Consider the following 20,705-nt stretch of genomic DNA (forward strand, 5'->3'; position numbering starts at 1 on the left):
AACGACGAAAGCGCACCTCCCGCAAGGAGATGCGCTTTCGCTTAGAGCCGAGTGGTGAATCTGAAACCGCTACTCCACGACGACGACGAGGTCGCCACCCGCGAGGGTCTCGGTACCGCTGATTGCGACGCGCGCGACTTTGCCAGCAATGGGCGTGGTGATGGAGGACTCCATCTTCATGGCCTCGATGACCGCCACCGTCGCGCCCGCGTCAACCTGAGCGCCGACCTCGACAGACGCCGTGACGGCACCGGAGAACGGTGAACCGATTGACCCCTCGACGTTCGCATCGGCCTTTTCCCGTGCCACGACGTCAACCGAAGCATTCTCGTCGCGTACCTGAACCGGGCGAATAGAGCCGTTGTAGTTGAACATCGCGGTGCGCTCGCCGTGGTCGTCGGGCTCACCCAACGCCTCGAGAGACGTGATCATCCGAACACCTGGACCGAGGTCGATCGTGACCTCCTCCTCGCTATCCGAGCTGATGCCGTAAAGGTAGTGGAACGTGTCGATGACCGAGATGTCGCCATACTTTTCAATCGCGGCGTCGAATTCCTTGGCCGGTCCGGGGAACAGCAGGTGGTTGAGCCTGCGGCGGCGCACCTCACCCGACTGCGTGAGCTTGTCCTTGTCGTCGTCCGTGAGGACGGGCGACTTAGGCTCGAAGGTGCGTCCCTGGAGCGCCTTGGTGCGGAATGGCTCGGGCCACCCACCGGGAGGAGTCCCGAGCTCGCCGGACAGGAAGCCCACCACCGAGTCTGGCAGGTCGTACTTGTCCGGGTTCTCAGCGAAGTCAACCGGATCGGCGTCGTTCGCGACAAGGTGAAGCGCGAGGTCACCGACGACCTTGGAGGACGGAGTGACCTTCACGAGACGGCCGAGAATCTTATCCGCCGCCGAGTACATGTCCTCGATCTGCTCAAACCTGTCGGCAAGACCTAGCGAGATCGCCTGCTGACGCAAGTTGGACAACTGGCCGCCGGGAATCTCGTGCATATAGACGCGGCCGGTGGGGCCCGGTAGGCCCGACTCGAAGGGTGCGTACAGGTGGCGCACCGACTCCCAGTATGGCTCCATGTCTTGGGCTGCCTTCAGCGAGATGCCGGTGTCCCGAGTGGTGTGCTCAAGCGCGGCGATCAGTGCACTCATGGGCGGCTGTGATGTGGTCCCCGCCATCGCAGCATTCGCGACGTCGACGGCGTCAACCCCAGCCTCGGCCGCGGCGAGCAGCGTGCCTATCTGTCCGCCGGCGCTGTCGTGCGTGTGCAAGTGCACAGGAACGTCGAAACGCTCACGCAGCGCGGACACCAGCGTGTAAGCGGCGGCGGGTCGCAGCAGCCCTGCCATGTCCTTGAGCGCCAAGATGTGTGCGCCAGCGTCAACAAGTGAGTCGGCTAACTTGAGGTAATAGTCGAGGGTATAGAGGTCCTCTTCGGGGCTGATCATGTTGCCGGTGTAGCAAAGTGTCGCTTCGGCGACAGCCTGTCCGGTCTCACGAACAGCCTCGATGGCGGGCCGCATCTGCTCGACGTCGTTGAGCGCATCGAAGATGCGGAAGATATCGATGCCCGTCTCGGTCGCCTCTTGGACGAACGCGTGCGCGACCTCGTCAGGGTAAGGCGTATAGCCCACGGTGTTGCGACCGCGCAGCAGCATCTGGATGGCGATGTTGGGCATGGCCTCGCGCAAGTTGGCCAGGCGTAGCCACGGGTCCTCGGACAGGAAACGCATCGCGACGTCGTACGTCGCGCCACCCCACGCCTCCATCGACAACAACTCCGGAGTCATGCGTGAGACGTGACCAGCCGCGGCGAGCAGGTCGTAGGTACGCACGCGAGTCGCGAGCAACGACTGGTGAGCATCGCGCATCGTGGTCTCGGTGATCGCAAGCGCCTTCTGGTCGCGCAGAGCCTTGGCAAAGCCCTCGGGGCCAAGCTCCAGCAATCGCTGACGCGAGCCCGCAGGGGGCTCTACATCTAGATCGATCGAGGGCAGCTTGTCTGCCGGGCGAACGAACTCGTCGGCGTGCTCGCCATTGGGCTTGTTGACCGTAACGTCACCGAGGAACTGCAGCAGTTTGGTTGAACGGTCCTTGCTTTCAGCGAGTTCGAGCAGGTGAGGGCGCTTGTCAATAAACGACGTGGGCACTCCCCCGGCCTGGAAATCGGGATCAGCCAGCACGGCCTGCAAGAACTTGATGTTGCTCGTCACCCCACGAATGCGGAACTCCGCTAGGGCGCGTGAGGCACGGCGCACGGCGGTGTCGAAGTCGCGGCCGCGGCACGTCAGCTTGACGAGCATCGAGTCAAAGTGACCCGAGATCGAGTTTCCGGCCATTCCGGTCGCGCCATCGAGGCGGATGCCCGCGCCGCCCGGCGAGCGGTAGGCAACGATGCGTCCGGTGTCGGGCTGGAAGCCGTTGGAGGGGTCCTCGGTCGTGATCCGCGTCTGCACGGCGTAGCCGTTGACCCGCACGTCCTCCTGGCGGATGCCAATCTGCTCGAGGGTCTCCCCAGACGCGATACGCATCTGCGCGCTCACGAGGTCGATGTCGGTGACCTCTTCGGTAACCGTGTGCTCCACCTGAATACGTGGGTTCATCTCAATGAACACGTGCTGTCCGGCGCGTTCACCCTCGGTGTCCACCAAGAACTCGACGGTTCCCGCGTTGATGTAGCCAATGGACTTGGCGAACTTCACGGCATCGCGGCAGAGCGCATCGCGAATCTCGGGGTCGAGGTTGGGTGCCGGGGCGATCTCGATGACCTTCTGGTGACGTCGCTGCACCGAGCAGTCGCGCTCAAACAGGTGAACGACGTTGCCTTCGTTGTCGGCGAGGATCTGCACCTCGATGTGACGAGGCGCGAGCACTGCCTGCTCAAGGAACACGGTGGCGTCCCCGAAAGCGTTGTCAGCTTCGCGCATCGCGGCCGACATCAACTCGGGTAAGTCCTCGCGGCTCTCCACACGGCGCATTCCGCGCCCGCCACCACCGGCGACGGCCTTGACGAAGATGGGGAAGCCAATCCGGTCAGCCTCAGAGATCAGGAAGTCTTTGTCCTGAGAGGGCTCGGAGGAGTCCAGCACGGGCACACCCGCGGACTTCGCCGCCTTGAGGGCGGCCACCTTGTCACCTGCGTTGTCGAGCACCTCGGGGGGCGGTCCAATAAAGGTAAGTCCGGCCTCACGGCACTTGGTCGCGAACTCGACGTTCTCACTAAGGAACCCGTAGCCGGGGTATATCGCGTCGGCGCCGGCAAGCTTCGCAACCCGCACCATCTCGTCGGCATCGAGGTACGCCTTAACGGGGTGGCCCTCTTCGCCAATCTGATAGGCCTCGTCGGCCTTGAGACGGTGCTCGGACATCCGGTCCTCGTGCGGGAAGACGGCGACCGTCTTCGACCCTAACTCGACCGCGGCACGGAATGCACGCACGGCAATTTCGGCACGGTTAGCTACCAGGACCTTGGAGAACATTGACTTCCCTTCGACTTTGGCTTTATCTTGCCAGGTTTCGTCTGGGAGTCACAGTTTCGCGCGCCCCACAGAGGTAAAAAATGCGTGGCGGCGTCTATTGCAGCGGCCGATGCCGGGTTTAGCTTGCGTTGGTGCGGCGAGCGCGGCGCGCGGCGAGTTCATCGACGACGTCGGGGGCGTCAACATCGGGAGCCTGCCCGCGGTCCGCCGGGAGCGTCGCGAGCGAGCCCTCAAGTTCGCGCCAGACCTTACCCAGCGCAATGCCGAACACGCCCTGGCCGCCCTGAACGAGGTCAATGACCTGGTCGTCAGAGGTGCATTCGTAGACGGAGGCTCCATCTGACATGAGCGTGATGCGAGACAGGTCTTCGACACCTCGTTCACGAAGATGCTCTACAGCACTGCGAATTTGCTGAAGTGAGACGCCCGAGTCGAGGAGTCGCTTGACGACTCGTAGCACCAGAATGTCCCGGAAGCCATAGAGGCGCTGAGTTCCCGATCCCGTAGCGCTGCGCACGGTGGGCTCAACCAATCCGGTGCGAGCCCAATAGTCCAGTTGACGGTAGGTGATGCCGGCTGCGTTACACGCCGTAGGGCCGCGGTAACCGGCATTCTCGTCTAGGTGAGTAAGTCCATCATCGAACAGGATGCCCTGATCGGCGCCACTAGCCTGATCGCGCACCGAGGTCAGCTCGTGGCCGTTGTCGTCGGTCATTTCGCCTCCTCGTTCGTCTTTCAACCTTGGGTTCAACGTTATTGCCGGTAGGCGTTCAGGTCAACGACATTGCACCTTCACGGTACCGCGTGTCGCAAATGATTGGCGGCTGTCAGGTCTATCGGCTGACTTGTCCGCGAACAGAAGCGGAAAATACTGCGATGGAGGCCTCGGCAAACTCGTTCGCTGCGTCCTCCGCGGCGCCCGCTCGGCCCCGCATCTTGTCAGGCTGGCCCATAGCATCGGCTCGATCGGCCTCGCGCCTTGCGGAGCTGACAAGCGACTTAAGGGTACGCAGGTCTCCCCCGCTGCTGAGATACGCCTGAGCCGCAGTTGCCAGCGGCAACCAGCGGCGGTCGTAGCGGCCTGGCACCGATTGCGTTAGCAGGCCAGCATCGTCAAGTTGCTCGACGAGGTCGGTCTCGACGCCCGCGCTCGCGGCGAAATCGCCAGCCCCCAGATATTGGTCAGCCTCGTCTCCCACGGCGCGAGGTGCGACGGCCATACGCATCCGGCCGGAATCCAGAGCCTCGAGGTGGCCCGCGATCACACCCAGCGGCTGGTATTGGTCGCGCTGCTGCCGCAGGACAAAACGCAGGCGTTCAACATCCGCGGGCGAGTACTGGCGGTAGCCAGAGGTGGTCCTGAAAGGCGTGACCAGTCCATTGTTATCCAGGAATCTCAGCTTTGAGGTGCTGAGTGCCGGGAACTCGGCTTGAACCTGAGCCAGGACGTCACTGACCCGCAGCATCGGCTCGTGGGATAGCGCGTGGGGCCAGGTGCCTTCAAGGGAATCGTCGGTGCCGAGATCCGCCGCGGGGGCAACGTGGGTGGGGTCCGGCTCGGGTGATGCGATTGCTCGGAGCTCAGACATGGCGCCAGCCTACTGGTTCGCGAACTACTTGGCCGAGCCCGGGTAAAACGTCAGACGGTACTTGCCAATCTGCACCTCGTCCCCTGAACGCAACTCGCGCTCAGACACGCTTTCGCGGTTCACATAGGTGCCGTTAAGCGACCCCGAGTCCTTCACCGAGAACGTCCCACCACTGCGAATGAACTGCACGTGCTCGCGGCTCACGGTGACGTCGTCGAGGAAGATGTCACCCGACACGGAACGGCCCGCGGTCGTGACGTCCACGTCCAGCAGGAAGCGGGCACCCTGGTTAGGTCCGTGGTGGACAATGAGCAACGCATTGTCGTGGTCGAGGGCATCAACCGCGGCCTGGTCCTGAGCAGACAGGCGCGCGGGAGGATTGTCGTCAAAGGGCATCTGAGCGTCGAGGGACATTGTCCGTTCGGCTGGTGATTCGTCGTACGTCATGGTGCCTCCTCGTGCCGTTCGCGTTGTGCGTCGATCCGTCTCAACAGTCTACGACCTACCAGCAACTTAGAGTCACAATTTGGCGGCTGGATTTCCTACCCAGCAGTAGGCGTGGCTCGCACCCGGCGGCGTACGTCTGCGACGTAGCCGATGCCGGCCCACCAATAGAGTGCCGCCGCGACGACCGCAAGGACGATTGCGCACGTGTGAACAATCTCCCATCGCTCATAGCCGAGGTACGCAATGGGGAGAGCGAAGTAGAGCAAGAGGGTCGCCAGTTTGCCAAGGAACGTCACTTGCGGCGTGTGGACGCCGTGACGCTTGCCGAGCGCCAAGGCAATTCCGACGACCACATCGCGCATAAGCAGGATGACAACGAGCCACCATGGGACGATGCCGCGCAAGGCAAGCCCGATGACGACCGCGACGGTAAGAATCCGGTCGGCGGCGGGATCGAGCACACGGCCGAGCTTGGTGACCTGGTTCCAGCGACGTGCAAGGTAGCCGTCCAGGAAGTCGCTTATCCCCGCTACGGCCAGCGCGGCAATCGCCCATGCGTCGTGGTGAGTAGCCAGTAGGACCGTGAAGACCACGATAAGGACGATGCGCAACGCGGATATTACGTTGGGGATGGTCCAGACCGCGTCGCTCAGCACTTCCTCTGACGCATCCGAGGTCCCGGCGTCGCTTTGGATAGGCGCGCTCCGGGTCGGCACGTCGTCTCTACCTGCGGTGTCAGTCGGTTCCGCGTCTGGCGTTGGTGTCGTCACACGCCGAGTCTAGAGCCACTACAGCCACGGTTGTGCTGGGGTCTTGAGCCACCAGCGCTACTTCTTGGAACTGGCAGCCTTATCCATCACCGTGTCGACGGTATTCGTGGCGATCCGCGTGGCTTCGTCCTCACTGGCGCCCCGAGCGAGTTCTCGCGCCCGGATCTGCTCGAAGTGGTAGCGACGCGTCTCTGTGGCATTCGTGTCGGTCATGGCGCACTCCTAAACCTAAGTTGGTACCTCCAGGCTACGTCGCAACGTCCTGAAAGCGCGCGCCGAGGGAACTAATTACTTAGGCGCTTGGCGGTGAGCACGACGTCGCGACGCCCACGCTGTGGCCCAGGTTGGTCGTACACGTCAGCACCTGTCTCACGCGCTTTTGTTTTGACTTCGACATGCCACCCAGATGACAGCCCAAGTTCCGCGATGATCTGGTCCTCGGAGAATCGCACGTCGCTCGGAGGTCCCGGCAAACTCTCGTGCTCATCCGGGGAGTGGCCCACAATTAGCAGCGTGCCACCTGATATTACTGCCGCTGCAGCGCTCCGCCAGGCTCGGCCCCGCACTGCCGCTTCTTCGTGGAGAAAGTGACAGGTCACCAGGTCGTAGGAACGGTTAGTAGTCCACACGCTGAGGTCCGCCTGAATCCACTCGCACCGGTTCGCCACGTTTTCGCGCGTTGCAGCGTCCGCGGCCCGCGCGAGCGCCTCCTGTGAGAAGTCCACCCCTCGAACTCGCCACCCCTGCGAGGCGAGCCAGACAGCATCGGCGCCCTCTCCGCAGCCCACGTCCAAGGCTGAACCGGTCTCTAACTCCCCTGCCGCGATCACAAGCGTGGGATTGACCTTGCCGGACCACAATGCCTTTGCGGCATATCGCTCGTTCCACTGTGAGGAACTAGGCATGGTTGACACCTGGGAACTGACTCACCGAGTGGCACAAGGACATGCGCCTACCCTACGACCAGCGCGGGCCAGCGCACCACCACGACCGCCACCGCTGAGGTAACGACGTCGCGATAGAACCACCACGTCCGGCATCCGCTTCTACGTTGCGAGTGCGAGGTGGACTTCCGCGCTGGTTGCGTGTACGAAACTGAGCTTGGACGATGCGCACTTGAAGAGGCACCTCTCCTCTACGGCGCCGCGTCCAGCCGCGCGCGCTAGAGCTACTGGTCGACCTGTGGCAGAGTGTCGTAACTCGCGATCGTGGCACGGATGGCATCCAAAGATTGAGCGTTCAGGCCACCATTACCCGTGACCGCGATCCATGCCTCGAGGGTCAAGGAACCGTACTTGTGACCGGAGTCGTCCGGCACCGCCGTACCCATTGTGAAGTCGATGACAGCCTGCAGCCCGGTAACGACCGGAATCCAATGCATGTCGGGCGAAACCACGGGGGAACGTTGACCGTCCTCGAGCCACTCGGGACGCTGCCAGAAGATTGATCCGCTCAACCACACCACCGGGTCGTTGCCGTGTTGCAGGTAGGCCACCCGCGGAGCGTCCCACTCCCCTGCGGCGTTCGTAAAGTCTGCGGGGTTGGAGAACCACCTCACCTGGGAACCATCGTCGAGTGTGGGCAGCGTGACCGGGCTACTCGGATCGCGACGGGCCGTGAGCCCTTCCCATAGACCTGTGCGCGCGGGAGTGCCTGCAAACACGGCGCCATCTGAGCGTGCCAACAGCGTCTCAAGGTCGGGGAACGCGGACTGCATGGCGTACGACCCGAGGCTGAGCCCGTACACCACGAGTGCGGGGCGGTGGTCGGCGGGCAACCCGCTCCACCACGCGTAAACGGAATAGAACTGGGCGCTCGCGCCCTCCGCTGGTGGGACTGGATTGAATATGCGGCTACGCCAACTCGGCTTGTCATCGTACTGAAGCGCCACGAGCGCGGTGTCCCCTCCATGAAGGTACTCGACAGCGTCGATGGCCTGCGGGTCGAGCCAACCGGTACCCGTCGTGGCTGCAACGACTAACACCGATCTGTCAGTTGCACCGGTACGTTGCAATTCGTTCACCGCTATCGCAGCGCGCTCGGCATACGTGGGCGCCGACTCGAGTCCCACATAGACGCGAATTGGCTCTTTCGCGCTCTGGTTAGTCAATGCTTCGATCGCATGCGCATCGGGGCCACTCGCGACTATCTCCGAACCTGCAAAGCCGAGGTCGTCCCAATCAACGAGGCTCCCTGGGCCCCCTGACCGCAATGACGACGTAGGCGCCGCAAGGTTGGGGTCTGGGTGCGCATTCGACTCACTCCAGCCGCGATCCAAGAACTGCAGTCCCGACGCGACAGTGCCCCACAACAAGGCCGCCATTATCAACACGACCACGGCCAGAGAAGTCGCGTCCGTTGCCACATCGACGCCACGCTCGTGCTCACGCGCCTCGGCACCTGCGACCCGACGGACGAGTGGCCCGCTGCGCCGTTCTGCCGCCTGATAAGCCAGTCGTAAACCCCGGCCAATGGCGATAGCAAGCACGGCGACGCCAAAGGCCACGATGAGGAGCAGAAACCACGAGTATCCAGTGATGGTGGGTAACCCAACCATTGTGCGAATCCCGTTTTGCCACGCCACGACGAAGGGCGCCAGAATCACTGCCCCCGTCACAATCACGATGCCGAGCACCGGCCAACCCCAGCGCGCCAACGCGGGGTTACGCCAAGAGATTACCCGCCGCAGGATGTACCACAGCAATACGCCCACGCCATAGCCGACCGCAAAACTCAAGCCTGAAATCACACCTTGCGCTACCTGCGGTCTGGGCAGAAGGGAGGGGGTGAGTGACAAGGCGAGGAATACGAGACCCAGGAGGACGCCGCCATAGTCGAGCCTCAACGCATCTACCCAGCCGTTCAGGCGTCCGGGTAGGTGATTGGTGTACTCGGTCACCTCATTACTTTAACGACTAGCAGGGACGTCCTGGTTTACATGGTGTTCAAGTCCGGCGCGGTCAAGCCGCACGCCAAACACCGGACCGCCCGCTTCGAGTAGACCGGACTGCGCCAGTCCGCCGGCATACACGGCGTCAAAGCCCACGCGGTGCACCATCTCCAGCACCAAAGCGACGGCTTCCTCGTTGTCGCCAGCGACGGCAAGCGCACGACGCTCGGGGTGGCCTACCTCCCGCCCGTCAGTGTCGATGTCGTGGTAGCCGATGTGGTTGAACGCCTTGACCACCCGAGCGCCGGCAAGCATCTCCGACACCACCGGAGACGTCGCCTGAACGCCGGCAAAGTCAGGCAGCGAACCATCGATTGGCTCCCAGTAGTTCATGACGTCGACCACCACCTTGCCTCGCAACAATGCGAACTCGACTGAGTCGATCTTGTGAAGCGGGACAGCAAGGATGACGATGTCGGCTCCGTCGACGGCTGCGGCTGCGTCCAGGGCGACAGCACCAGGGGCCAGCACACTCACAATGAGTTCGATGGCGCTCGCTGGTCCGGAGCCTACGACGCGTACGTCGTACTGAGCGGCGACCAGCACGCGTGCTAACGCGGTGCCCACCCGTCCGGCACCGAAGATCGCGACCGTCCGTACGGTGGGTTCGTTCTCCTGAGAGGATGCTGAATCTTCACTTAGCGGCCACGGGGAGATACGGCTCGACGACAGTCGCGCCGGGGAATACGGCGGCCGAGCATTCGTTGACATATCAACAGCAACATGATGGGTCGCTCGGGTATTCCGGCAACGAAGAGCCGTCGCGGGAACGCCTGCCCAGGGAGAGGACCGCTCGCTATGCAACTAGGTGTCATGAGTTTCGGGGATCTCCGGCTCGATCACGCTACGGGCACGCGGGTCCCCGTAGCGCAGGCTCTGAAGGAGCAAATCGAGCGCATCCGGCTGGCGGAGCAGGTGGGCCTCGACTTCTATGGGCTTGGCGAACATCACCTCGATGGATATGCAATCTCCAACCCTGGAACCGTTCTCGCCGCAGCATCGTCCGTGACGGAAAGCATCACCCTAGGCACCGCGGTCACGGTACTGAGCACCGAGGATCCCGTTCGACTGTTTCAGCAGTTCACGACCCTGGATCAACTCAGTGAGGGCCGCGCGGAGATTATGGCCGGCCGCGGATCCTTCACCGAGAGTTACCCGCTCTTTGGAGCCTCGCTCAATGACTACGAGGCCCTCTACGACGAGAAAATCCAGCTTCTACTGCAACTCAACGAGGAGTCACCCATCACCTGGAAGGGGCGGTTCCGCAGTGACCTGGACAATGCGGTGGTTCTCCCCCGCCCGTACGGAGAGCGACTGCGAGTCTCTATTGGCACAGGCGGCAACCCGCAGTCGTCGGTGAGGGCCGGCGCCCTGGGAGCCCCGGTGGTCTACGCGATCATCGGAGGCGAGCCCGAACGCTTCGCACCCCTCGTGGATCTCTACCGCCGCTCATCGGCCCAGAGCGGTCACCCGGCGTCCACCCAGCACGTCACCATGACCGCCATTGGCCTCATCTCCGAACGCTCGCAGGACGCCAAGAACACCTTCTACCCGTACTGGAATCAGGTGATGGAGTGGGGCGCCGCCTCGCGTGGCTGGTCTGTTCCCGGCCGAGTGGATTATGACCGCATGGTGGACGGTGCCTCCATGATCTTTGCGGGCTCGCCCGACGAGATCGCGCAGCGGCTTATCTCCGTGGGCCAACTCACCCGTGCCGACCGCTACATCTTGCAAATGGACTGGGCGGGAGTTCCTCACCCCGAGGTGATGACGGCCATTGAGTTGCTGGGTACGCGCATCAAGCCCCAGGTCGATGCGGCGTTCAATTAGGGAGCGTGCCGACGCCGTGTTTCCGTCCTTGCCAATAGATGGCATCACCGACACCAAGGTCGTCATTATTGGCGCGGGCCAGGCGGGTCTGTCGACCGCGTATCACTTGGTGCGGCTCGGTCTACGGCCCGGCGTCGACGTCCACGTGATTGACCGTGGACCGTCCACCGGAGGGGCCTGGCAGCATAGATGGAGCGCCTTGCGTGTAGGCGACGCCCACAGGATTCATGATCTGCCGGGAATGAGCGAGACGGGCCTGTCCTTCGAATCCGCCCCGCACGACGAACCCGCACGCGATGTGGTGCGCCGCTACTACGACGCGTACGAGCGGCACTTCGGCCTCGAGGTGATCCGCCCGGCCACCGTAGTCGCGGTCGAGTCACCCGCTTCAAGCTTCACTACGGCCGATGCCGCGCCTAGACCAGGGTTTCTCGTCACCGTTCGCACCGAGGACGGGTTGCTAAAGTACCGGAGCGCTGTAGTGGTCAATGCCTCAGGAACCTGGCATCGGCCGCGGATCCCCGCCGTCGCGGGGCGCGACGTCTTTGAGGGGCGGCAGGTGACCACTCCCGAGTATTCGGAGGCGAGTGAGTTCGCGGGACAGCGAGTGGCGGTCGTGGGGGCGGGCACCTCTGCGCTGGGCTTTCTGGACGAACTGTCGGCCGCGGGCGCGCACACCGAATGGTTCACCAGACGCGAGCCAGTCTTCGCTGACAGCGGGTCAGACCTGGGCCGAGACCGTGCGCTGGCCGCAGTGCAACGCCAGGATGAGGCGGCGAAGGCGGGGCGACGGCTACCGAGCATCGCTGGGTCCACCGGTCTCCCGCGCACCGCACGCGTACGCCGGCTCGAAGGCCGCGGCGCCCTCCGTCGGCGGCCCATGTTCGCGAGGCTCGTGTCAGACGGTGCCGTCACGACTGATGGCATCCACGTTCCCCTGGATGCCGTGCTGTGGGCTACGGGGTTCGATGCCGAACTGGACCACCTCGATCAGTTGGCGATGGACACGAGTCGAGGAGGCATCCCTGTGTATGACGGTGAGTCTGTGGATAAACCAGGACTATTCCTTGCCGGCTATGGTCCTCAGGCGAGCACGATCGGCGCCAACCGCGCTGGTCGCGCAATGGCCAAAGAGATCATGACGCGGTTGGGCTAACTTGCCGAGTAATCTTCGGCGTCAGTGAGCTGCCTTGCGTGAGACGCCTGCTCCAATTTCTTGGCTCGCGCCTGCTCGCTAGGAGCCCCCACCTCGCCCATGAGACGCCGGGACAACAGCGTGGCCCCTGCGTTGGCCGCGGGCATCGTCGCTATCGCCCCGAAGGGCAGCAGGAACAGGAGGAAGACCGTGGTGCCGAAGCCCACCGACACCGCTCGCTGCGACGCCAACTGGCGACGTCGTTGGCGCAAGGTGACGACTCCTCGCCGTGACAGCGCGTAGGCCGTAAGCTCCAGCGACAGGAACCAGCCGCCCAGGATCGCGCCCAGGATGAAAGACGCGACGGAGCCGGCAACCGGGATGAGGCTCACAAGGAAGAGCCCGATCGCCAGCACACCGGTCAGGGCGAGCAACCTCACTGCTTCGGCGAGGCCCCGCAGGGTTGAGCGCCACCACGGTTCCGCATCGATGACTGCTGGCTCACCTAACTCGGAATCGAGATGGCGTGAGATGCGTTCGAAGAAGGGTTGTCCTATGAAAAGCGTGAGCGCGGTAAACGTATAAAGCGCGGCAACCAGGGTTCCGCCAAAGATGGCGATGGCGAGCAGGACCGACAATACGGTGGCGATAGGGCCCGTGATCCCAGCGGCGGCGCGAGCTAGGATCCAACTGGCGGCGTCGTCCGCCCGGAACGCAACGGCCACGACCACGCTTGCGACCAACAAGAAGGCGATCACACCTGGCAATAGACCCCAGCCCATAAGCCGCGGGTTGGCTGACCAGGTGCGAAAGCCGCGCCACACGTACGAGGCGCCCAGCAGGAAGCCAGACGCCCCGGAACGTGCCAGCAAGCGGCGCGTGCGCCCCACGGTTGCGGTCATCGCTACAACTTAGCGGAGTGAGCCGCCCGCTCCTGGATTGGTGCGCCGTTTAGTTGAACGTGACGCTTTCGAGCGAAATCTCAATGCCCGCCAGGGCCTGCGACACGGGGCAACCGGCCTTGGCATCGTTCGCGAACTGCGCGAACTCCTCGGCGGAGAGTCCTGGCACGGAGGCCACCACAGTGAGCGCGCTTGACTTGACACCTTCGCCTGGAACAAAAACTACCTCAGCGTCTACTGCAAGCTCAGTGGGAGGCGTTCCGTTCTCGCCGAGGGCGTGGGAGAGCGCCATTGCGAAGCATGAGGAATGAGCGGCGGCGAGAAGCTCCTCTGGGGTGACTGCGCTGCCACCGCCTGCGGATCGAGAGTTCCAGTTGATGTCAAAGTCAGCGACGCCCGATGACGTGAGCGAGGTGTGGCCCGAGCCGCTAGGAAGGTCTCCCGACCAGGTGGTGTGAGCTTTGCTTGATACTGCCATGGTGCTCTCCTTGTGTCTTGTGTTGAATAGCGTGTCCTGCGGTCAATCGGGTGCTGTCGTGAAACAGGTGCCGTCCTGAATGTAGGCTCTGGCACGTGTCCAACGACCCTAACGCCTCCAACAACGACGCCTCCTCAAACGTTCCCGCTGACGCGAGTGCAACCGGCAGCGCAATTGATCCCGACGACCTCGCGACGACGTTGCGGGTACTCGCAAGCCTCAACCAGGTCGACGAGGAACATGAAGACTTTATCGCGGTGCGTCATGCCACCGCACGCATGATCAAGGCCGTGAAGCAAAACCGTCGCAGCGAGAAACGGGCAGCGATCACCGCCGCAGACAACGCTGTCGTCGCGGCGACTGCTACAGGTGCGGCGGACAGGATTGACGATGAGACGCGAGGTCTCACCCTGACTGCGACGTCGCAGGCCGCTACCGCGGGCACGTTCGCCAAAGCTCGTCCTTGCTACATTTGCAAGCAGAAGTACACCGTGGTCGACGCGTTCTACCACCAGCTCTGCCCCACGTGCGCCGTGCTTGGGCACGCAAAGCGTGAGGCGCGAACAAACCTACGTGGCAAGCGTGCGCTACTCACTGGCGGTCGCGCCAAGATCGGCATGCATATCGCGCTGCGACTCTTGCGTGACGGAGCGCACACCACCATCACCACCCGTTTCCCCCGCGACGCCGTGCGGCGGTTCGCCGCGATGGACGACTCGCGAGAGTGGCTTCACCGCCTGACGGTAGTGGGCATCGATTTGCGTGATCCATCGCAGGTGGTGTCGCTTGCCGATGCGGTCGCCGCAGAGGGTCCCTTGGACATCCTCATCAACAATGCCGCCCAGACGGTTCGCCGCTCCCCCGGCTCGTACGCACCGCTTGCGGATGCCGAATCGGTTCCCGTCGAGCCCCACCTATGGCCCGAAGGTCGTGGCCCCTCCATGTTGACGTTTGGGCATGCCAGCGATGTGCACCCCCACGCACTTGAGGAGTCCGTAGCAGCACACCCCCTGCTCGCCTCCGCGCACTCCGCCGAGGTAGGACGCGCAGCCGGCGTCAGGACAGAGGTTGCTGCTGAGGAGGCGGCCGGCGATACCTTGGCAAAAGAGGAACGTTCGGCCGATGCTGCCACCGCCTCCGAGAACGCCCGTCGCCTCACCTCGCTGGCGCTCGCTCCCGGTTCGTCCTCGCTCGAAAAGCTCGCAGACGGTAGCGCAATCGATGCGGGCGGACTCGTCCCAGATCTCCACGACGTGAACTCCTGGGTACAGGCAGTGGGCAACGTGGATGCGCTCGAGCTACTCGAGGTTCAGTTGTGCAACAGCACCGCCCCGTTCATTCTCATCAATCGCCTCCGTCCTCAAATGGCCGCAGCTGCGCGAGCGTCCCGTGAGACTGGCTCGGGCCGTAGTTACGTCGTCAACGTGTCCGCGATGGAAGGCGTCTTTGCCCGTGGCTACAAGGGGCCCGGGCATCCGCACACCAACATGGCGAAGGCGGCCGTCAATATGCTGACGCGCACCAGCGCTCGCGAGATGTTCGAGACCGATTCCATCCTGATGACGAGTGTCGACACGGGGTGGATCACGGACGAAAGACCTCACCCCACCAAGGTGCGCCTCGCCGAGGAAGGGTTCCATGCGCCGCTCGACCTAGTCGACGGTGCCGCTCGCGTGTACGACCCAGTGGTGCGCGGTGAGGCTGGCGAGGACCTGTTCGGAATATTCCTCAAGGACTACGCCCCGTCCGCCTGGTAGTTCCGAAGCCGCATTGGGTGCACGGCGGAACACATTGCCGCCCCAGTTTGTTCAAGGTTTCATGAGCAACCACACCGCGCTGGCCCAGATCGAACTGACCACCATCGATGGCACACCGACCACGCTCGGTGCCTACAGCGACAAGGCGCTGTTGATTGTGAATGTCGCTTCCCGCTGCGGGTTGTCTCCTCAGTACGAGCAGCTCGAGGAGCTGCAAAAGACCTATGGCGATCGCGGCTTCACCGTGCTGGGCTTTCCCAGCAACCAGTTTCACCAGGAGCTCGGTTCCACCGAAGCGATTCAGGAGTACTGCTCCGCCACGTGGGGCGTCACGTTTCCGATGTTCGAGACCATCAAGGTCAACGGCCGTCATCGACACCCCCTGTACGAGGAGCTCACCTCGCACGCCGATGCTGATGGCAAGGCCGGAAAGGTCAAGTGGAACTTCGAAAAGTTTGTGGTCGCACCGAGCGGCGAGGTGTCACGGTTTCGCCCCAAGATCAAGCCCAACGCTCCCGAGATCATTGCCGCTATCGAGACCGCGCTACCTGCTATTTAGCACTCGATGCGAGGCTGCTCAGATTTGGCGTGCCCTCAGCGACTGCTCTCGCACCAGGTCAGCGTCTACGGCCGACGACAGGCCCGCTATGGCCCGTGTCTCCGCATCGTGTGACGTCTTTGTGAGCGCTTCACGCGCAGCCGGGGGCGCAATTCTGACGAGCGCCTCGAGAACGCTCTGCAGCCGCAGGTCGACCTCCACCATCGGCGCACCGTCTCGCGCGATAGGCCTAAATGCATCCTCAACCAGGTCAGCAAACGCCGTCTCGGGCACGTGTACTCGGGAGAACTCAACTCCCTCCTCGGCCTGGGTGGTGAGGACCTGCGTGAACACGCGCTGTATCGCGTTGAGAACCTCAATCGCAGTTCCCGGGTCGTTGGTTGACGGCGAGAGCGCGCGGCTTGCGATCTCGGCTAGCGCTACAAAGCCGAGGCGAGGGTCCTGTTCGTAGGTGCGATGATTCTCTATCCGGAATGCACCTTTGACACGATCCCGCTGCTGATCTGAAAGCGAACCCTCGACATATGCCAGGACTGCACCGTGATCAACCGCTACACCAGGAATAGTTGCCACATGGAGGCGAAGGTTGGCGTCAGCGGCGACAGACTGTAGGACGTTCATTGAAATGCCCGTGAGGCAACCCGCCTCTGTGGAAGCGACTGCCTCTGCACCAGCCGGCACATCGACGTGGGCAGCACCACCGAGCCGGGGGCGTCGCGCATACTCACATGCGGCATCAGACGCGGCGGTCTCTACCCGGTCTATGACATCCGCCATCCGGCCGAAGCCCGTGAGGTGGCTGATCCATTGCATGAGCGTGCCCACCACTACGGCGATGACAACGAGTGTGCCGAAGTACAGAATGACCCGGCCTTGTTCGCCGTAGTATCCGGTAGATAATGCGACGATCCCGACGATCGCGAAAACAAACGATCCCAAGAAACTCGACAGTGCGTTCTGAGAAGTCCGGTCCGCAATGAGCAACTGAGTTGCCCGTGGTGTCCCGCGCGCTGCCGCGGAAGCGTACGCCGACACCATCGCGGTCAGGGAGAAGGTTGTCACAGCGAGCATCGAAGTCGCGAGGATTTGCAGGATGTTTTCTACAGAGTCCTGACCGAACTCAACGGAAACCGCGTCGGGAAGGTAGGGGCCAACCATCCCGGCCACCATGGCGAGGGCCACAGCGATGACAGTAAAGATCGCCAGCCTAAACCAAATGCGCTGAGGGAGCCGGGCCACGATCGTACGCCAATTGCTCAATTGCTGCTCTCCCCACCTAGCTCGCGCTGGATACCACCACGCGGTTACGACCAGCCGCCTTGGCCTCGTACATCGCTCGATCAGCCTGCGCCAACGTTCGTTCTAATGGCGAGCCTACTGCCGCGACCGCTGCACCAAAACTCACCGTGGGAACTTGGACATCGGCCGCCTCGCCCATTTTCAGGTACTTGCCTCCCAGTTCCTGGAGACGCGACCGCGCTTCCTCAACAGAAGCGACTGACAGCAAGAGCGCAAATTCCTCGCCCCCGAGGCGCCCCGCCAATTCGCGGTCATCTAGTTCGATCCGCACCACAGAGGCGAACAGTTCAAGGGCCTGGTCGCCTGCGGCGTGACCGTAGTTGTCATTGATGTTCTTGAAATGGTCGAGATCGCCTACTACCAGGATGCACAAGCCGTTAGTGGCGGTCTGCTTAGCGATGGCAACATTGGCCCGTTCAAAGAATGCCGAGCGAGCGAGCAGACCGGTCAGGTCATCGAGGGCCACGCGGCGGCGAAGTTCGCGGGTTTGCTCGTCATAGCCCAATGCTGCGGCGGAGAAGGTGACCGCCATAAGCGAGACCAGCAGCACCACGGCAGTCGGACCGCCTCCCACGGTGGTTTCAAAGAGCTGGTGATACGGTCCCACCAGGACATAGAGGACAAAGCGCCACACATAAAAGCCTGCGAGAACGCTCGCAGCCAAAGCGCTCACAATGAGCGCTACGCGTGCCTCGCCATCGTGATCCCAGTCTGGGGATTGCCTGCGTGCGCTCCATGCCAGCCACATCTCGCGTGCGCTCAACGAGAAGGACAAACCCATCAGGAAGTACAACGTGCCGTTGCCGGCCCAGCGGTTGGACATCGGGTCCTCGAACATTGCAATAGCGAAAACTATCGCTGGGGCGACAAAAATTACCCACGGCACGGGGTCCAGCCCGCGGACGGACCGCGTGGCGAACCATACTGCTACCCCGCCCACGGCCGTGATCAGGCTCGACAAAGGGTTTGCGATCACCTGTGCTTCTGTGCCGTTGAGTAACAGGAGCGCGGGACTCGTCGCGGAACTCAAGAGAGCGAGTGACCACCAACCAGCAAAGGACGACCTGGTAGGGCGATAGACACCCGCGTAAAACAGCACCAAGACAAGAAGGGACAACACCCCCAAGATAAAGCGCAAAGTCTCGATGTTGAACACGCTTAGAGATTAGTCGCAATCGCCGTCAGAGCCACAGTCGCTGTGCTAAGCATCACACGCCATGGCTTACTCCGTGATGATCTACGGGCGCTCCTCAAGGCACAGCCACGCCGTAGCGCTAGCCGCGCAAGCGATTGCGAGCTAGCAAGAGAAGCCCACCTGCGATGAGGGACAATAGCGATGCGGTGACCCAGCCCGACGTGTCAGATCCAGTCAGCGGCAGGGCTCCCCCTCCGTTGTCCGGTGAAGGTGCAGGAGTCGGTGTCGGGCTGGGCGTCGGTGTCAGGCTGGGAACTGGCGAAAGGTTGGCTTCGTTGATCAGTGTCACCGCCACCGTAGTGTCATTACCGACCACCACAGTGGTGGTCGACGAAGCAGCGCCATCCGCATCCACGAATTCCGGGGTGCCCCATGTGATGCCATCGACTGTGGGTGGCGACAGCTCGTCCAGAGTGACCACGGTGCCCACAGCAAGTTCAGGTGAAGTCACAGGGGTGCCATCAGCGGGAACCTCGAGCGTGTCTTTCTGACCAACACCTTGTCCATCTATGTAGGAATACTGAACGGTGAAGAGTGTGTCTGAGGGCACTGAGAGAGCCCCCTCACCGTCAATCTCCTTGCTAATCGAGAAGTCGCCGGTTTCAGTTACCGGCGGGACGGGGTCAAGGTTCGCAACATTGGTAATCGCTAATGTCTGATCCGGTAGCGGGCCCGCGGGAAAAGTCACAGATTCGCCGGGGGTGACGGCCTCTCCGTTGAGGGTAAATGTTGGCACGCCCCACGTCACGCCGTCGATGGCCGGAGGCTCTTCCTCACCCACGAGTGTGAAGGTGGTCTCTTCCGCTAGCACCACGTTCTCCACGATCGCTGGGGTACCCGCCTCTAGCTCCAACTCACGGTCCTCTACTGCTCCACCCGTAGCCTGTGCTGTGTACGTCAAGGTGTACAGCGTGTCAGCGGGAACCAAATCCGCGCCGTCACCTGTGACCGTCTTCGTGACGACGGCATCTCCGCCGTCAGGGGTGTCGGCAAAGCAACCCAACGAGGCGGTGAAGGGATACGCATGAAACTCAGAGCCTGCGTCACCCTCGTCGTCCCCACCGTGCACAAGGTCTCCGGGCGTGTATACGCGACCGTTGAAACCGGAACCGAACATAGTGGTAGTTGAGGCAGGATTTCCCACAAGCCAAGAGCCGGGGTATTGCGCCGTGCCACCCACTGAGATCTCAATGGCATCGGGGATGTTCCAGAGCAAACGCTGTTGATAAGAGACTTGATCTTCGAAAGATTGAAAGGCGACGTCCACTGTGGCCCCGCCTAGGTTGATGAGCACCGCAGAAGTAGCGGGCACGCCTGCGAACTCGACGTGCGACGCCACGGGCAAAGCCGCGAGGTCCTCTGAGCTCATGTCGAATGTCTGAATATCGGCGACACCGTCACCGGTGAGAGTCATGGTGCTTGATTGTGCATCCACGCTTACGGTGCCACGCGCAACTGACAACTGATCTCCGCTCGCGTTAACGGCGACTCCGGGTGCGTCCGTCGCAAGTTCGGCGTAGCACAACTGCGAATACACATTCATCAGCCCGCCGTCGCCTAGCAGCGGATCGAAGACATCGAAGGAGGTGCCCATCTCGTAGAGAGGGTTCTGAAAGAACTGAAGTGTGGACTGATCCGCCGCCGAATCCACCGAACCCAGCGCGCCCCAAGTGGGGCTCGGCGAGCCGGTAGGGTCCTGAAAGTTCCTAGCGCCACCTGTGCGTACGGTGCCAAAGCGGTTCTCGGCGTCTAAACTGCCACCTACCGCAACGTTTTGACCCGATGGCACGGTCACGTCCCCCTGCGCGACATACATATCTGCTCTGTCTGCGGGTGTCACAAAGGAACCGCCTCCAACGAAGCCGATGCTGTAACTGCCGCCGTTTTCAAAGGTCGAATCTCCGGCCACAACAAGTAAGCCCTCAGTTTCGGACGAGCCGGGTATGGCATCGAAATTGCCGCCAACTATGACGTTTGCTGCATTGTCGGTGCCCTGGAAGCTCGGGTATGAATCGGCCAGTCCCCAAGTATTGTCGTCGCACGTGTCGCCGGCAGGTGGTTCACAAACACCCCAGTTTCCCCCCACCGGGTTGCCTCCAGGCAGAATGCCATCGTCGCCGGGCAGTGGAACGTCGTCAGGTAGGACAGCGCCAGCGGCAGTGGCCACGCCGACTAGAGCGAGCCCGGCGGCCGCGACGAGGGCTGTCACTCGCGTCACGCTCGTCACGCCAGTTCGAGTTGGATTTGCCATAGTGCAACGCACCTATCCCTCAATCACGCATAGGCCATGTCTTCGCCCTAGGGTCTACAACGCAGA

18 protein-coding genes are annotated in these 20,705 nt (G+C 62.5%); 4 read left to right on the plus strand and 14 right to left on the minus strand.

Going from position 1 to position 20,705, the window contains the following annotated elements; genetic code table 11:
• Nucleotides 1-69 precede the first annotated feature (69 nt).
• The 9 genes from AOP77_RS11620 to AOP77_RS11655 all read right to left on the minus strand — a co-directional run bounded on the left by AOP77_RS11620 (nucleotide 70) and on the right by AOP77_RS11655 (nucleotide 9,944).
• Nucleotides 70-3,477 carry a pyruvate carboxylase gene (locus tag AOP77_RS11620; protein ID WP_062213794.1) on the minus strand — a complete coding sequence of 1,136 codons (3,408 nt, stop codon included), beginning with the start codon at nucleotides 3,475-3,477 and terminating at the stop codon, nucleotides 70-72.
• Between the two features lie 118 nt (nucleotides 3,478-3,595).
• The gene (locus AOP77_RS11625; protein WP_062213796.1) at nucleotides 3,596-4,192 is read right to left on the minus strand and encodes a MerR family transcriptional regulator; all 597 of its coding nucleotides are present in this window, start codon (nucleotides 4,190-4,192) and stop codon (nucleotides 3,596-3,598) included.
• A gap of 118 nt (nucleotides 4,193-4,310) precedes the next feature.
• Entirely contained in the window at nucleotides 4,311-5,066 is a 756-nt protein-coding gene (gene ftsR, locus AOP77_RS11630; RefSeq protein ID WP_062213798.1) for a transcriptional regulator FtsR, read from the minus strand.
• Nucleotides 5,067-5,090: 24 nt separating this feature from the next.
• A complete protein-coding gene (locus AOP77_RS11635) occupies nucleotides 5,091-5,513 on the minus strand; it encodes an FHA domain-containing protein (RefSeq protein ID WP_062213800.1) in 423 nt (140 codons plus the stop codon).
• Between the two features lie 95 nt (nucleotides 5,514-5,608).
• Nucleotides 5,609-6,283, minus strand: a complete 675-nt coding sequence (locus AOP77_RS11640) for a CDP-alcohol phosphatidyltransferase family protein (protein ID WP_201774123.1) — start codon at nucleotides 6,281-6,283, stop codon at nucleotides 5,609-5,611.
• A gap of 57 nt (nucleotides 6,284-6,340) precedes the next feature.
• Nucleotides 6,341-6,496, minus strand: coding sequence for a hypothetical protein (locus AOP77_RS12395; RefSeq protein WP_160300077.1), 156 nt, complete (start codon nucleotides 6,494-6,496; stop codon nucleotides 6,341-6,343).
• A gap of 71 nt (nucleotides 6,497-6,567) precedes the next feature.
• Complete coding sequence (locus AOP77_RS11645) at nucleotides 6,568-7,188, minus strand: class I SAM-dependent methyltransferase (protein WP_062213804.1); 621 nt, start codon at nucleotides 7,186-7,188, stop codon at nucleotides 6,568-6,570.
• Nucleotides 7,189-7,451: 263 nt separating this feature from the next.
• On the minus strand, nucleotides 7,452-9,182 hold the full coding sequence (locus AOP77_RS11650; RefSeq protein ID WP_062213806.1) for an alpha/beta hydrolase: 1,731 nt from the start codon (nucleotides 9,180-9,182) through the stop codon (nucleotides 7,452-7,454).
• 9 nt (nucleotides 9,183-9,191) lie between these two features.
• Entirely contained in the window at nucleotides 9,192-9,944 is a 753-nt protein-coding gene (locus AOP77_RS11655; protein WP_084622586.1) for an NADPH-dependent F420 reductase, read from the minus strand.
• A gap of 87 nt (nucleotides 9,945-10,031) precedes the next feature.
• Here AOP77_RS11655 and AOP77_RS11660 point away from each other — a divergent pair, with 87 nt between their 5' ends.
• Together AOP77_RS11660 and AOP77_RS11665 are read left to right on the plus strand one after the other, a co-directional pair.
• The gene (locus tag AOP77_RS11660; RefSeq protein ID WP_062213808.1) at nucleotides 10,032-11,063 is read left to right on the plus strand and encodes an LLM class flavin-dependent oxidoreductase; all 1,032 of its coding nucleotides are present in this window, start codon (nucleotides 10,032-10,034) and stop codon (nucleotides 11,061-11,063) included.
• Nucleotides 11,047-12,219 (plus strand): FAD-dependent oxidoreductase, encoded by a 1,173-nt coding sequence (locus tag AOP77_RS11665; protein ID WP_084622587.1) that lies wholly within the window; start codon nucleotides 11,047-11,049, stop codon nucleotides 12,217-12,219. The genes AOP77_RS11660 and AOP77_RS11665 overlap by 17 nt, the downstream gene beginning before the upstream one ends.
• On the opposite strand, the gene AOP77_RS11670 is transcribed toward AOP77_RS11665, so the two are convergent.
• On the minus strand, nucleotides 12,216-13,100 hold the full coding sequence (locus tag AOP77_RS11670; protein WP_062213810.1) for an EI24 domain-containing protein: 885 nt from the start codon (nucleotides 13,098-13,100) through the stop codon (nucleotides 12,216-12,218). The genes AOP77_RS11665 and AOP77_RS11670 overlap by 4 nt on opposite strands.
• Nucleotides 13,101-13,149: 49 nt before the next feature.
• Complete coding sequence (locus tag AOP77_RS11675) at nucleotides 13,150-13,578, minus strand: OsmC family peroxiredoxin (protein ID WP_062213812.1); 429 nt, start codon at nucleotides 13,576-13,578, stop codon at nucleotides 13,150-13,152.
• A 95-nt stretch (nucleotides 13,579-13,673) separates the two neighbouring features.
• On the opposite strand from AOP77_RS11675, the gene AOP77_RS11680 reads away from it, so the two are divergent.
• Together AOP77_RS11680 and AOP77_RS11685 are read left to right on the plus strand one after the other, a co-directional pair.
• Nucleotides 13,674-15,335, plus strand: a complete 1,662-nt coding sequence (locus AOP77_RS11680) for an SDR family NAD(P)-dependent oxidoreductase (RefSeq protein ID WP_084622588.1) — start codon at nucleotides 13,674-13,676, stop codon at nucleotides 15,333-15,335.
• 61 nt (nucleotides 15,336-15,396) lie between these two features.
• Nucleotides 15,397-15,894: a glutathione peroxidase gene (locus tag AOP77_RS11685; protein WP_062213814.1), complete on the plus strand. Its 498-nt coding sequence runs from the start codon at nucleotides 15,397-15,399 to the stop codon at nucleotides 15,892-15,894.
• A gap of 18 nt (nucleotides 15,895-15,912) precedes the next feature.
• Here AOP77_RS11685 and AOP77_RS11690 read toward each other — a convergent pair whose 3' ends face one another.
• The 3 genes from AOP77_RS11690 to AOP77_RS11700 all read right to left on the minus strand — a co-directional run bounded on the left by AOP77_RS11690 (nucleotide 15,913) and on the right by AOP77_RS11700 (nucleotide 20,639).
• Entirely contained in the window at nucleotides 15,913-17,154 is a 1,242-nt protein-coding gene (locus AOP77_RS11690) for a DUF2254 domain-containing protein (RefSeq protein ID WP_062213816.1), read from the minus strand.
• Between the two features lie 16 nt (nucleotides 17,155-17,170).
• Nucleotides 17,171-18,349: a GGDEF domain-containing protein gene (locus tag AOP77_RS11695; protein ID WP_062213818.1), complete on the minus strand. Its 1,179-nt coding sequence runs from the start codon at nucleotides 18,347-18,349 to the stop codon at nucleotides 17,171-17,173.
• Nucleotides 18,350-18,467: 118 nt separating this feature from the next.
• Nucleotides 18,468-20,639, minus strand: a complete 2,172-nt coding sequence (locus tag AOP77_RS11700) for a choice-of-anchor A family protein (RefSeq protein ID WP_062213820.1) — start codon at nucleotides 20,637-20,639, stop codon at nucleotides 18,468-18,470.
• Between the last annotated feature and the right edge of the window lie 66 nt (nucleotides 20,640-20,705).

Origin of the sequence: Demequina oxidasica (assembly GCF_000975115.1) — a bacterium.
Classification (GTDB): Bacteria; Actinomycetota; Actinomycetes; order Actinomycetales; family Demequinaceae; genus Demequina; species Demequina oxidasica.